This window comes from Variovorax sp. MSC1_012, from assembly GCF_023667525.1.
GTDB classification, from domain to species: domain Bacteria; phylum Pseudomonadota; class Gammaproteobacteria; order Burkholderiales; family Burkholderiaceae_C; genus Variovorax; species Variovorax beijingensis_B.
This window is the reverse complement of the sequence record NZ_CM174443.1, coordinates 1382320-1394602: the sequence shown is the minus strand read 5'-3', so window position 1 is coordinate 1394602 and position 12283 is coordinate 1382320. Positions and strand designations below refer to the sequence as shown.

The following is a 12283-nucleotide window of genomic DNA, read 5'->3' as shown; positions in this document are numbered from 1 at the left end:
GAAACCCCTGTGAATCATCGATTTACAGGGGTTTTTTCTTTTCCCTGGGAACATGATCGAGGGATGCTCTCCCTCACGGATGCCGATCGCGGCCAAGCCAGGCCACACCGACGGTTGTGTGCCGCGTTCGCGCACAGCTTCGTGATCCTCGGATGGAACATTCTGCGAAGCGCTTGTCGGCGGCACGGATTCGAACAAATGGAACGGGCTTCGTCTCATGAAATGATGCAGCAACCCGCTCGTGGGGAAGCGGCTTCCCACCATTCTGACGCAGTACATCGACGAATGATCGCGCAGAGTCTCGAGAAGCAGAGCAACCGAATCAATAACACCGTGTTGGCAGTAGAGGTGAACCGCGAAACCCAACCTGAGGAGCGCGGCATTCGGCTCGCAGCAGGGGATCGCAGGCGGATCTGCGGGGTTGCGACGGCTTTGAAGCCGAGGTGCACCTTAACACGCGAAGCAATGCACCGGTTCGACAGCGTGTGAGCATGGCCATTTTCCAACGCATCAGGCAATGGGCCTCGCGCATCAAGCGCGATGCCGTCACCCTGTGGTTTGCCTATCGCCATCCGGGCACGCCCTGGTTCGCCAAGCTGCTCGCCGCATTCGTCGTCGCCTATGCGCTGAGCCCGATCGACCTCATCCCGGATTTCATTCCCGTTCTTGGCTACCTCGACGACGCATTGCTGCTGCCCGGCCTGATCTGGCTGAACATCCGGCTCATTCCGGCCGATGTGCTCGAGGAATGCCGCCAGCGCGCCGACCTGTGGATGAAAGAACAAGGAGCGAAGCCGCAAAGCATTGCCGGTGCCGTGCTCGTCCTGGCAGTCTGGATCGGCCTGGGTGCCGCGCTCTGGGCCTGGTTCAACACGCAAAATTGATCCTCGGCTCGGCGGCGGCATCCCTGCCCATGTGAATTTTACTGTATATTTATACAGTCTTTTCACGAAGGATAACCGCCATGTCGACATCCGAACCCACCACCTCCCCCGCTCGCAACCATGCGCTGGCCGAAGCACTGGCATGGATTTCAAAGTTCGCGCATGCATGGAAGGCCATCGAGCCAGCACCCCACTCGCTGAGCATCGATGGATTCATCATCTGGGGTCCCGTGCTCTATGAAAAGCACCGCGAAGAGGATCCCGTGGAACTCGCGGCGCAGCTGTACGGCAAGTCGGGCGAGTATTTCAGGTACCTGTATCCGGGCCGTCCGCCCAAGAGCAGCGATGCGCTCCCGACTTTCGCTCCCAAGGTGTAGCAAAAGTCACACTTTCACATCAAAAACGATTCAAAAAGTAACTTGAATGCGTACACAAGGTTACGTTTGATTTGAAAATATCAAATTTAGCGGAGACCATTGTGATTACAGCATTTACCTTGTTAGTCGGCATGTTCCTCGGGGCGTTGTTCATGAGCCTCCTGGTGGTTTCTCGCTCGGATGACTGAGAAGAAGAACTGCCGGGCCCTTGCAGCCCTGTCCATGCCCGTTGAAAAGCCCGCATCCAGCGGGCTTTTCCTTTTCTTGAACTATGTCAGCAGGTTCGACTTGGGCCTGCGATTGCTCTCGATCGAATAGATCGCCGGCTTGTCCTGCTCGGTCTTCGTGCCTGCTGCCTCGCCACTGGGAGCGGGAAGCGGATAGACCTCGCCGGAAAGGCGCTTCACGCGCTCCGCATACATCTTGGCCAGGGCCGCGTGATGCTCCGCCGCAGCCTGGTGCTCGATACGCGCCATCTGGGCTTCCTGAAGCAGCGTGGCAGCCCTTTTGAGATGAAGGCTGGATCCGGGTTGAAAGAGCTGGAAGAACATGGGACCTCCTGGAGAACACAAGCCGCCACGTTCGAGCTCCAGGCTGCGTGCGTCTGTAGGCGTACAACTTTTTCGCCTGTCGCTCAGCCCGTGGTTCGCAAGTCGGCGATCGCCGCCCTGCTCTCTCGCTCCCGCCAGGATGACGACGGTTCAGATCGGCAGCGCGATCAGGTCGTGGCCCTCGGCACCCACGATGCGGGCCCGGGTGAATTCACCCACCTTGAGCGTCTTGCTGATCTTCTCGGGCGGCAGCAGGCGCACGGTGCCGTCGATCTCGGGGGCGTCGGCATAGGTGCGGCCCACCCCGCCCTTGCGGCCCATGCCGGGCGCCGAGTCCACAAGCACCTGCATGGTCGCGCCGACACGCTGGCGCAGCTTGGCGATCGACACCGCTTCGGCCACTTCCATGAAACGGGCGCGGCGCGCTTCGCGTTCCGCCGGCGGCAGCATGCCGGGGATGTCGTTGGCGGTGGCACCTGCTACAGGGCTGTAGGCAAAGCACCCGGCACGATCGATCTGCGCCTCGCGGATGAAGTCGAGCAGATGCTCGAATTCCTGCTCGGTTTCGCCAGGGAAGCCCGCGATGAAGGTGCTGCGGATCACCAGCTCGGGGCAGACCTCGCGCCACCGCGCCAGGCGCTCCAGATTCTTCTCGCCGCTGGCCGGCCGCTTCATGCGCTTGAGCACGTCGGGGTGGCTGTGCTGCAGCGGCACGTCGAGGTAAGGCAGCACCTGACCACTGGCCATCAGCGGAATGATTTCGTCCACGCTCGGATACGGGTACACATAGTGCAGCCGGACCCAGGCGCCATAGGGCTCGGCAATTTCGCCCAGCGTGCGCACCAGTTCGAGCATGCGCGTCTTGACCGGCTTGCCGTCCCAGAAGCCGGTGCGGTACTTGACGTCCACGCCATAGGCCGAGGTGTCCTGGCTGATCACCAGCAGCTCTTTCACGCCGCCTTCGAACAGGGCCTTGGCCTCGCCGAGCACATCGCCCACCGGGCGCGACACCAGGTCGCCGCGCATCGAGGGAATGATGCAGAAGGTGCAGCGGTGATTGCAGCCTTCGCTGATCTTCAGGTAAGCATAGTGCCGCGGCGTGAGCTTGAGGCCCGCGATGCCGAAGGTGTTGGGAACCAGGTCGACGAAGGGGTCGTGCGGCTTCGGCAGGTTGGCATGGACCGCGTCCATCACTTCCTGCGTGGCGTGCGGACCGGTCACGGCCAGAACGCTCGGGTGCATTTGCCGCACCAGGTTGCCGCCCTGGTCGCCGGTCTTGGCGCCCAGGCAGCCCGTGACGATCACGCGGCCGTTTTCCGCCAGCGCCTCGCCGATGGTGTCCAGGCTTTCCTTCACGGCGTCGTCGATGAAGCCGCAGGTGTTGACGATCACCAGATCCGCACCCTCGAAGGTCTTGGCGGTCTGGTAGCCCTCGGCGCTCAGCTGCGTCAGGATCAGTTCGGAATCGGTCAGGGCCTTGGGGCAGCCCAGGCTCACAAAGCCGACCTTGGGGGCGGCCGGCGTGGCCATGCGTTCGGGGGAGGCAACTTCACTCATATATGCCCCTATTGTCCCAGCTATCGGCCGGGGACGGGATTTCAGGGGCGTTTGATGCCGAATGCGCCCAGGACCTGCTCGGTATTTTTCTGCATCTGCTCTTGCATCTGCAGGAACACGTTCTTGGACTGCTCGACGTAGTTGCCCATGAGTCCCTGGAGCATGGGCGACTGCATGGTCATGAAGCGCGACCACATCTCGGGCGTGAGGCCCTCGGCCTTTTCGGCAAGCTGGGCCTGCACCTCGGTCATGGCCTGGATGTTCTTCTCTAGATAGGGGCCCATGTAGCCCTGCATCGCCTGTCCGTAGAAACGGATGATGTTGGCCAGCACCTGCTCGGTGAACATGGGCGCACCGCCCGCTTCTTCCTCGAGGATGATCTGCAGCAGGATGCTGCGCGTGAGGTCGTCGCCGGTCTTGGCATCGCGCACCACGAACTGGGCATTCTGTATGACCAGCTGCTTCACCTCGGTGAGCGTGATGTACGTGGATGTCTCGGTGTCGTAGAGCCTTCGGTTGGGGTACTTCTTGATTACACGTTGCACCGGCTTGACCCCGGACTTCTTGCTCTGCACTGCGGACTCCTTCACATGGATGCCCATGTCATCCGATGATTCTAGGTAGCGGTTTTGCTGCATCGCGACAAGGTTTACCCTGACCGTGCCTGCGCCGCTTCAACCAAGCGTTGTTGCGTATTCGGCGCCGCAGGCGCTGCAGGTGGCGGTCTCGGGGCGTTCTTCGGCGGCTTCCCTGAAACGCAGCGGACTCTTGTGGCCATAGACCACCCAGCAGCGCGGACAGTGCTCCTGGCCGGCGGTGGGCAAGTAGGCGCGCGAGCGCTGCTCGGCGCGCTCCTGCGTGACGGGCGTGCCCTGCCGGATCGCGCGGGCTATTTCGCGTGCCGCCATGGTGTCGGTACGGCCGCTTGCGTGGTCGTTGATGCCATAGACCGCGCGCGCAAATTCGATGGGAGCCTGCCGGAGCAATGCGGCCAGGCGCATGTCGGCATGAGCCCGATCAACCAGCGTTGATCGCGTATTCATCAGATCGCTTGTCAAGAAATTTGGAAAAGGTTTGCAGAGCGGCCAAGGTAGCACAACAACATGGCCATGGTCTTTGTCTGCTTCACCGCAAGGACGATTGAAACACCGGGGAACCCGGTGGAAGCTCTGTTCGACAGACCCGGTGGTTGGCCGGAAGTCGAAACAGAAATTGGTAGGCGCGATTGGACTCGAACCAACGACCCCCACCATGTCAAGGTGGTGCTCTAACCAGCTGAGCTACGCGCCTAAGGATGTGTCCGAGAAGCAGCTATTGTAGCAGGAGAAAACGCGCTTTTCAGCGCCGACGTGCAGATCGCACGCCAGCAACTGCCGTCACCACGCCAAGCACCTGCGTGAGCCGCGCCGCATCGGAGATTTCCACGGTGAAAGTCATCCATGCCGTGCCCTTGACCGATTGGGTCTGCACGCCGATCACGTTCATCTTCTCGCGTGCGAACACATCGGAGATGTCGCGCAGCAGGCCCTGGCGGTCGGTCGCTTCGACGGCCACGTCGACTGCATAGACCGGCGCTTCGCCGCCCTTCGCGGCACCCCATTCGACATCGATCACGCGCTCGCCGTCGCGCGAGGCCATCATCCGGAAATTGCTGCAGTCGACGCGGTGCACGCTCACGCCATGGCCGCGCGTCACAAAGCCGCGGATGGCGTCGGGCGGCGCGGGCTTGCAGCACTTGGCGAGCTGCGTCATCAACGAAGACACGCCCACCACCAGCACACCGCCCTTGCCAGACTTCTCGCTCGCGCGCGGCTTCTTGATCTGCACGCCGTCGTCGGGGTTGGGCGCGGGCTCGGGCGGACGCAGCAGCACCTCGATATTGCGCAGCGAGAACTCGTCCTTGCCGACCACTTCGAACAGATGGTCCGCCGACTTGAAGCCCAGCTGCGAAGCCAGGTCCTCGAGCCGCGTGGAGGTCTTGCCTTCGCGCTGCAGCAGCCTCTCGACCGCCTCGCGCCCGCGCGCCACGGTTTCGTGCGTGATCTGCGCGTTGAACCATGCGCGCACCTTGGCGCGCGCGCGGTGGCTTGCAAGGTAGCCGAGCTCGGCGTTGAGCCAGTCGCGCGAGGGGCCGCCCTCCTTGGCTGCGATGATCTCGACCGTCTGGCCGTTCGACAGCGGCGTGTTGAGCGGCACCATGGCCCCATCGACGCGCGCTCCGCGGCAGCGGTGGCCCAGGGTGGTGTGCACGGTGTAGGCAAAGTCGACCGGCGTGGCGCCCTGCGGCAGTTCGACGATGGCCGCGTCGGGCGTGAGCACATAGATGCGGTCGTCGAAGAGCCCCTGGCCCTGCGAGCCGCCCGAAAGGTCACGCTCCCATGCCAGCAGTTGCCGCAGCACGGCGATCTTCGCGTCGTATTCGCCGCTCGCCCACACGCCCGCATAGCCCTTGTGTCCCGCTTCCTTGTAGGCCCAGTGCGCCGCCACGCCGTGCTCGGCATGGTCGTGCATTTCTTCCGTGCGGATCTGGATCTCGATCGGCTTGCCGGGCTTGCCATCGACCATCTCGCGCACCACGGTGTGCAGCGACTGGTAGCCGTTGGGCTTGGGCCGCGCGATGTAGTCGTCGAACTCTTCGTCGATCGGCAGGAAGTGCGAGTGCACCCAGGCCAGCGCCGCGTAGCAGTCCTTCACGTCGGGCACCACCACGCGCAGCGCGAGGATGTCGAACACCTGCGCGAAGTCGAGCGACTTGCCGCGCATCTTCTTGACGATGCTGTAGATGTTCTTGGGCCGCCCCTGCACCGTGGCGCGCACGCCTTCGGCCTGCAGCTCGCTTTCGAGCTGCGAGCGCAGCTGCTCGACATGGCCTTCACGCTCGACCCGCTTCTCGTCGAGCAGGCGCGCGATCAGCTTGTAGGTCTCGGGCTCCAGGAAGCGGAACGAAAGGTCTTCGATCTCCCACTTCACCTGCCAGATGCCGAGCCGGTTGGCGAGCGGCGCAAACACCTGCAGCGATTCGCGCGCCACGCTTTCGGGCGCCGGCTGCTTGCTGGCGGCGGCATGCCGCAGGGTCTGCAGCCGCGATGCGAGGCGCAGCATGACCACGCGCAGGTCGCGCGAGAACGCGAGCAGCATCTTGCGCACGTTCTCGGTCTGCGCGCCCGCCGCGCCTTCGGCCAGGTGATGGCCCTGCGAAGCCGAGCGGGCCTGCTCCTGCACGCGCACGAGCTTGGTGGTTTCGACCGCCAGCGCCGCGAAGTTGTCGCCGAACACCTTGGCAATGACCTCCTGCGGGCGGTTGAGATGCTGGCAGGCGTAGACCAGGTAGCTCGCGGCCTGCATGGCCTCGGAGCCGCCCATCTTCGCGACGATGGCCGCGACGGCGTCGGCATGCGCCAGCGTGTTCTCGCCGGTGTCGAGCTTTTCGTCGGCGATCAGCGGCTCGGCGAAAGCGCGCGCACGGGCGAGCATGTTCTCCATCACCGGCGTGCGGTCGGCCGTGGCGGCGGACAAGGGATAGTCCACCACCGCCGTATCGGAGGCGTGCGCCGTTTGAAGACTCGAAGACTCGCGCTTCACGTTGGCCTCAATCGAACAGGAAGTTGGTGACGGCGCCCACCTGCCCGGGGTCGACGAAGGTGGGCGCATGGCCCACGCCCTCGAACTCGATCAGCGCCGCGCGGGGCCCGCGCTGCGTCATGGCCAGGGCCGTTTCGCGCGACAGCAGGTCCGACTGGGCGCCGCGCGTCACGAGCGTGCGCGCATCGATGGCGTCGTAGAGGCTCCACATCACGGCGCCGCCCTGGGCCGCGGCCTCGGGCGTGATGGCGCGCAGCGCAACGGCGATGGCCGGATCGTAGTGAAGCAGCCAGGGGCCGGCTGCGTTGCTCTGGGATTCACTGGGCTCCACCTTGCCGGCGCCATCGGCCGTGCGCTGCGATGCGGGCACCACCATGTGCTCCGACAGCGAGAGCCACTGGGCCGGTGTATGGGGGCCGAAGCTGGTCGAGATCGCCCACATGGCGTCCGCCGCCGACTGCCGGCTTTCGTAGCGGCCGCCCTGCCCCACGTAGGCGCCGATGCGCTGCAGCGCCGCGGTCTCGATCGTCGGGCCCACGTCGTTCACGATGAAGCGACGTATCGGACGGGCCAGCGGCAATTGCTTGTGACCCGCCAGCACGAAGCCGATCAGCCCGCCCATGCTGGTGCCCAGGTAGTCGAGCGTATCGATCGGTTGTTCGCGGTGCAGCTGCGCAACGAGCGCCAGCATGTCGGCCGCATAGACCGGCACCTGGTAGAGGGCCGGATCGCGCAGCCAGTCGCTTCGGCCACGCCCCGCCACGTCGGGGCAGATCACGCGCACGTCGCCGGCGGCGCGTGCCACGAGGGCCTGCGCAAGCACGTCGAAGTCGCGTCCCTGCCGCGTGAGGCCGTGCACGCAGACCACCACGCGCGCGCTGCGCGCGTCGCCCCATTGCCAGTAGGCCATGCGGTGACCGCCCTGGGCGTCATCGCACGCCACGTAATGAAGCGCCGGTTCTGTCATGAAAACGAAGTCGTCCTGGTGCGGATAATGGTCTCGTCGCATCCTAATTCATCCGGAGATTGATCTTCATGCTCAAAGGCAAAACCGCGCTTGTCACGGGGTCCACCAGCGGCATTGGCCTTGCCATTGCCAAGGCGCTCGCGCAACAGGGCGCGCACATCGTGCTCAACGGCTTCGGCGACGCCGAAACCCCCAAGGCCCAGATCGAGGCGCTCGGCGTGCGCGCTGAATATCACGGCGCCGACATGAGCCAGCCCGGCCAGATCGAGGACATGATGAAGTTCGCCGCGTCCAAATTCGGCCGCATCGACATCCTCGTCAACAACGCCGGCATCCAGCACGTGGCAAAGGTCGAGGACTTTCCGCCGGAACGCTGGGACGCCATCATCGCAATCAACCTCACGAGCGCGTTCCACACGACCCGGCTCGCCATTCCCGCGATGCGCGAAGCCAACTGGGGCCGCATCATCAATGTCGCATCGGCCCATGGGCTGGTGGCCTCGGCGCAGAAGTCGGCCTACGTGGCAGCCAAGCACGGCATCGTGGGCTTCACCAAGTCGGTGGCGCTCGAAACCGCGACCACCGGCATCACGAGCAATGCGATCTGCCCGGGCTGGGTGCTGACGCAACTGGTGCAAAAGCAGATCGACGACCGCGCGGCGCGCGAAGGCATCTCGGCCACGCAGGCGCAGAACGAACTGCTGGGGGAAAAGCAGCCTTCGCTGCAGTTCACCACGGTCGAGCAGCTCGGCGGCCTTGCGGTGTTCCTGTGCTCGCCGGCCGCCGACCAGGTGCGCGGGGTAGCCTGGCAGATGGACGGCGGCTGGACCGCTCAGTAGAAGAAGCTACTTGAGCTGCACCGATCCCGAGACGTTCACGACCACGCTGGTCTTCCCGGCTTCCACCGGCACCGGCGCATCGGCCGCATAGGATTTGGCCGCCGCCGCCATGACGCGCGGCCGGATCGGACCGCTGTCGTTCGCGTTCACCGACACTTCGCGCAGCGTGTAGCCACCGAAGCCGAAGCCCTTGGCCAGTTCGGTGGCCTTCTGCTTGAAGTTCTCGATGGCGATGGTCTGGGCCTCGGTCTCGCTTTTGGCGCGCTGCTCGCGGCTCAGCGCGAAGCCCACATTGCCGACGTTGAGCGTGGTGATGCGCCCCGCGGTCTGCGTGATGCGCGGGAAGTCGCGGCCCTCGAGCACCATTTCGGCGGAGCCCTGCCAGCCGTTGATCTTGCCCTCGCGGGTATAGCGCGGCGACAGGCTGAAATTGCCGGTGCGCACGTCGAGCTGGCCGGGCTGGGCGTTCTTCTTCGCCTCGACCAGGGCCGCGTCCACCGCGGCCTTGAGCTGCGACTGGACCGTGGCGGCATCGGCTGCGTCGCGCGTGGTGGTGAGCGTCATGCTGAGCATGTCCTGCTGTACTTCCACCGTGCCCGAGGCCGTGAGCTGCAGCACGTTCTGCGGCGGCGGGACCATGTTCTGAGCCATGGCCGTGCTTGCGGCGCCTGCCGCAGCCAGTGCGACGCAAGCCGCGATCAAACTGATTTTTTTCAAGACGAGTTAACTCCCTGGGTTGGTGTATTCAAGAATGCGAGAGCGCGCAGCCCTTGCCGCTTCAGCGGCGCTGACTGCGAGGCAAGGTCAGGGCGCGCGCAGCCGACATCGGCTCCGGCACCATTCGCTCGGCCGGTTGCGATTCTGCCGAATTCAGCACGTTGGGTGTGCCGGGCGGCGTCCATTGCCTTCGCACCTGCTGGCGCAGCTCGAAGAGTTCGGCCGCCGTGAGACGCCTGCCGGCCACGGCCTCCTCCCGCCGGATTTCGTCGCGCTGCGCGGCACGGTGGGCCGCTACCGCCTCACGTACCTCGCTGCGTCGCGAATCACCGACCCTGAGAAACTCGCCGGCGTTTGCCAAGGCAGGGCCGCAGCTGCAGGCAACAAGGATCGGCAGGACGGGAAGAAGGGTTCTCATTGAACAAAAGTCGTAACGCTGGCCGGACTTTGCCACTGCCGGGCGAACGTCGGATGACTAGACAGCTAGCGACCGCAAGTTTTGTAACTTAGTGTCAAACCATAAGTAAAACCGGCTCAACGGGGGCTCAACGCCTTCAGAATCGGCGCTGTTACAAATTCAACGTTGTAGAAATGACTCAAGTTCCCGCCCGCACTGACAAGATCGTGATCGTCGACGATGACGCCCGCATCCGCGACCTGCTTCGCCGCTACCTGACCCAGGAAGGTTTCGAAGTGATCGTGGCCGAGGACGGCAAGGCGCTCAACCGCATCCTGTTGCGCGACACGGTCGACCTGATCGTGCTCGACCTGATGATGCCCGGCGAAGACGGCCTGTCGGTCTGCCGCCGCCTGCGTGCCGCCAACGACCGCACGCCAATCATCATGCTCACCGCCAAGGGCGAGGACGTCGACCGCATCGTCGGCCTCGAGGTCGGCGCGGACGACTACCTGGGCAAGCCGTTCAACCCCCGCGAACTGCTGGCGCGCGTGCACGCGGTGCTGCGCCGCCGTCCGCCGCTCGAAGCGCCCGGCGCCCCTTCCACCGAGAACGAGACCGTGACCTTCGGGCCCTTTGCCTTCGACCTGGGTTCGCGCACGCTCAAGAAGGACGGCGAGGAACTCTCCCTGACCACCGGCGAATTCGCGATGCTGAAGGCGCTGGTGCGCCATCCGCGCCAGCCGCTCTCGCGCGAGAAGCTGGCCCAGCTGGCCCGCGGCCGCGAGTTCGAACCCTTCGACCGCAGCCTCGACGTACAGATCTCGCGCCTGCGCAAGCTGGTCGAGGCCGACGCGGCGGCGCCCCGCTACATCCAGACCGTGTGGGGCGTGGGCTACGTGTTCGTGCCGGACGGCACGGCCTGAACGACAACCTGAGGTGGCCATCGGCCTGCAATCCGCCAGACCCAGCCCAGCCCAGGAGGACGGCGCGCAGGTCACCATGCCAAGCCCCCTGGAGGGCAGCGGCCAGCGTGACCGGCGACCGGGCCTGAAGCTCGGCTTCAGCCTTTTCTGGCGCACATTCTTCCTGCTCGCGCTGCTGCTGATCGGCTGTACGGTCGCCTGGCTGCAGACCTTCCGCTCGCTCGAATACGAGCCGCGCGCCATCCAGACCGCACATCAGATCGCCTCGCTCGTGAATCTCACGCGCGCGGCGCTGGTGTATTCGGATGCGATCACGCGGGTGTCGCTGATCAAGACGTTGGCCGACCAAGAGGGCGTGCGCATCCTGCCGCGCGAGCCCAACGACCGCTTCGAGCCCTACACAAGCGGCGCGCTCGACCAGCGCGTGACCGAGGAGCTGATCGACCAGCTCGGCGAAGGCACCACGGTGGCCAGCCGCGTCAACGACGAGCCGGGCCTGTGGATCGGCTTCACCATCGAGAGCGACACCTACTGGCTGCTGCTCGACCCGACCCGCTTCAGCCGCGTGGGCGGACGCACCTGGCTGGTCTGGCTCAGCACCGCCATGGCCCTGTCCCTGGCCGGCGCGGCGCTGATCACGCGGCTCATCAACCTGCCGCTCAAGCAGTTGTCGCGCGCCACCATGCAGGTGCGCGAAGGCGAATACGAAGCGCACCGGCTCGACGAGAGCGCCCGCACCAACGAGATCCGCGCGGTCAACATCGGCTTCAACCGCATGGCCGACCAGCTCGCCAAGATCGAGCAGGACCGCGCCATCATGCTGGCCGGCATCTCGCACGACCTGCGCACGCCGCTCGCGCGGCTGCGGCTCGAAACCGAGATGAGCGTGTCCGACGAGGACGCGCGCGACCACATGGCGGCCGACATCGCCCAGCTCGACGCCATCATCGACAAGTTCCTCGACTATGCGCGCCCCGACCATGTCGACCCCAAGCCCGTGCTGCTGCGCGACGTGGTCGATGCCTGCACCTACGCCGTGCAGGACTACGAAGAGATGAACATCCGCGTCGACGTGCCGCCCGACCTGCGCGTGCTGGGCGACGAGGTCGAGCTCACACGCGTGATCTCCAACCTGGTGGAGAACGCGCGGCGCTACGGCAAGACGCCCTCCACCGGCATTGCCGATGTGGTGATCCAGGCGCAGTCGAACAACGACGCGGTGTTGATCAAGGTGCGAGACCACGGCGCGGGCGTCGAGCCCGCCCTGCTCTCGCAGCTGACCAAGCCCTTCTTCCGCGGCGACGTGGCGCGCACCTCCGCGGCTGGCGCCGGGCTCGGTCTGTCGATCGTGGCAAAGAACATCGAGCGCATGGGCGGAACCTTTGCGCTCACCAGCACGCCGGGGCGCGGCCTCGCGGCGCACATCCGCATGCCGCGCGCCATGCCCGAGCCGAGGCCGGCGGAAGCCCAGGGCCGTCGGGCCTGA

General features: G+C 65.0%; 13 protein-coding genes and 1 tRNA gene. 5 read left to right on the top strand and 9 right to left on the bottom strand.

What is annotated here, in order from left to right:
• Nucleotides 1–491 precede the first annotated feature (491 nt).
• Both L1081_RS06520 and L1081_RS06515 read left to right on the top strand, forming a co-directional pair.
• The gene (locus L1081_RS06520; RefSeq protein ID WP_489415715.1) at nt 492–884 is read left to right on the top strand and encodes a DUF1232 domain-containing protein; all 393 of its coding nucleotides are present in this window, start codon (nt 492–494) and stop codon (nt 882–884) included.
• Between the two features lie 80 nt (nt 885–964).
• On the top strand, nt 965–1261 hold the full coding sequence (locus tag L1081_RS06515) for a hypothetical protein (RefSeq protein ID WP_489415714.1): 297 nt from the start codon (nt 965–967) through the stop codon (nt 1259–1261).
• A gap of 269 nt (nt 1262–1530) precedes the next feature.
• On the opposite strand, the gene L1081_RS06510 is transcribed toward L1081_RS06515, so the two are convergent.
• From L1081_RS06510 to L1081_RS06480, 7 genes are all read right to left on the bottom strand, one after another.
• Nucleotides 1531–1812: a hypothetical protein gene (locus L1081_RS06510; RefSeq protein WP_489415713.1), complete on the bottom strand. Its 282-nt coding sequence runs from the start codon at nt 1810–1812 to the stop codon at nt 1531–1533.
• 150 nt (nt 1813–1962) lie between these two features.
• Complete coding sequence (gene rimO, locus L1081_RS06505; protein ID WP_124960532.1) at nt 1963–3369, bottom strand: 30S ribosomal protein S12 methylthiotransferase RimO; 1407 nt, start codon at nt 3367–3369, stop codon at nt 1963–1965.
• Between the two features lie 41 nt (nt 3370–3410).
• Complete coding sequence (gene phaR / locus L1081_RS06500) at nt 3411–3971, bottom strand: polyhydroxyalkanoate synthesis repressor PhaR (RefSeq protein WP_041946121.1); 561 nt, start codon at nt 3969–3971, stop codon at nt 3411–3413.
• A gap of 72 nt (nt 3972–4043) precedes the next feature.
• The gene (locus tag L1081_RS06495) at nt 4044–4412 is read right to left on the bottom strand and encodes a hypothetical protein (RefSeq protein WP_319426243.1); all 369 of its coding nucleotides are present in this window, start codon (nt 4410–4412) and stop codon (nt 4044–4046) included.
• Nucleotides 4413–4582: 170 nt separating this feature from the next.
• Nucleotides 4583–4659: transfer RNA gene (locus tag L1081_RS06490), tRNA-Val, on the bottom strand.
• A 48-nt stretch (nt 4660–4707) separates the two neighbouring features.
• Entirely contained in the window at nt 4708–6852 is a 2145-nt protein-coding gene (locus tag L1081_RS06485; RefSeq protein ID WP_489416744.1) for a RelA/SpoT family protein, read from the bottom strand.
• A gap of 106 nt (nt 6853–6958) precedes the next feature.
• On the bottom strand, nt 6959–7918 hold the full coding sequence (locus L1081_RS06480) for an alpha/beta fold hydrolase (RefSeq protein WP_489415712.1): 960 nt from the start codon (nt 7916–7918) through the stop codon (nt 6959–6961).
• A 68-nt stretch (nt 7919–7986) separates the two neighbouring features.
• Here L1081_RS06480 and L1081_RS06475 point away from each other — a divergent pair, with 68 nt between their 5' ends.
• A complete protein-coding gene (locus tag L1081_RS06475) occupies nt 7987–8757 on the top strand; it encodes a 3-hydroxybutyrate dehydrogenase (RefSeq protein WP_489415711.1) in 771 nt (256 codons plus the stop codon).
• Between the two features lie 6 nt (nt 8758–8763).
• Here L1081_RS06475 and L1081_RS06470 read toward each other — a convergent pair whose 3' ends face one another.
• Together L1081_RS06470 and L1081_RS06465 are read right to left on the bottom strand one after the other, a co-directional pair.
• Nucleotides 8764–9474, bottom strand: a complete 711-nt coding sequence (locus L1081_RS06470) for an SIMPL domain-containing protein (protein ID WP_489415710.1) — start codon at nt 9472–9474, stop codon at nt 8764–8766.
• Between the two features lie 61 nt (nt 9475–9535).
• Nucleotides 9536–9892 (bottom strand): hypothetical protein, encoded by a 357-nt coding sequence (locus tag L1081_RS06465; RefSeq protein ID WP_489415709.1) that lies wholly within the window; start codon nt 9890–9892, stop codon nt 9536–9538.
• A 173-nt stretch (nt 9893–10065) separates the two neighbouring features.
• Between L1081_RS06465 and ompR the strand changes: the two genes are divergently transcribed.
• Nucleotides 10066–10797, top strand: a complete 732-nt coding sequence (gene ompR, locus L1081_RS06460) for an osmolarity response regulator transcription factor OmpR (RefSeq protein WP_012747691.1) — start codon at nt 10066–10068, stop codon at nt 10795–10797.
• 76 nt (nt 10798–10873) lie between these two features.
• Nucleotides 10874–12283: a sensor histidine kinase family protein gene (locus tag L1081_RS06455; RefSeq protein ID WP_319426248.1), complete on the top strand. Its 1410-nt coding sequence runs from the start codon at nt 10874–10876 to the stop codon at nt 12281–12283.

What these genes read in the sequence shown, in the direction of transcription:
- L1081_RS06465 (WP_489415709.1), bottom strand. Translation starts at nt 9,892, where the DNA reads ATGAGAACCCTTCTTCCCGTCCTGCCGATCCTTGTTGCCTGCAGCTGC.
- L1081_RS06510 (WP_489415713.1), bottom strand. Translation starts at nt 1,812, where the DNA reads ATGTTCTTCCAGCTCTTTCAACCCGGATCCAGCCTTCATCTCAAAAGG.
- ompR (WP_012747691.1), top strand. Translation starts at nt 10,066, where the DNA reads ATGACTCAAGTTCCCGCCCGCACTGACAAGATCGTGATCGTCGACGAT.
- L1081_RS06515 (WP_489415714.1), top strand. Translation starts at nt 965, where the DNA reads ATGTCGACATCCGAACCCACCACCTCCCCCGCTCGCAACCATGCGCTG.
- L1081_RS06480 (WP_489415712.1), bottom strand. Translation starts at nt 7,918, where the DNA reads ATGACAGAACCGGCGCTTCATTACGTGGCGTGCGATGACGCCCAGGGC.
- L1081_RS06455 (WP_319426248.1), top strand. Translation starts at nt 10,874, where the DNA reads ATGCCAAGCCCCCTGGAGGGCAGCGGCCAGCGTGACCGGCGACCGGGC.
- L1081_RS06495 (WP_319426243.1), bottom strand. Translation starts at nt 4,412, where the DNA reads ATGAATACGCGATCAACGCTGGTTGATCGGGCTCATGCCGACATGCGC.
- rimO (WP_124960532.1), bottom strand. Translation starts at nt 3,369, where the DNA reads ATGAGTGAAGTTGCCTCCCCCGAACGCATGGCCACGCCGGCCGCCCCC.
- phaR (WP_041946121.1), bottom strand. Translation starts at nt 3,971, where the DNA reads ATGGGCATCCATGTGAAGGAGTCCGCAGTGCAGAGCAAGAAGTCCGGG.
- L1081_RS06485 (WP_489416744.1), bottom strand. Translation starts at nt 6,852, where the DNA reads ATGGAGAACATGCTCGCCCGTGCGCGCGCTTTCGCCGAGCCGCTGATC.
- L1081_RS06475 (WP_489415711.1), top strand. Translation starts at nt 7,987, where the DNA reads ATGCTCAAAGGCAAAACCGCGCTTGTCACGGGGTCCACCAGCGGCATT.
- L1081_RS06520 (WP_489415715.1), top strand. Translation starts at nt 492, where the DNA reads ATGGCCATTTTCCAACGCATCAGGCAATGGGCCTCGCGCATCAAGCGC.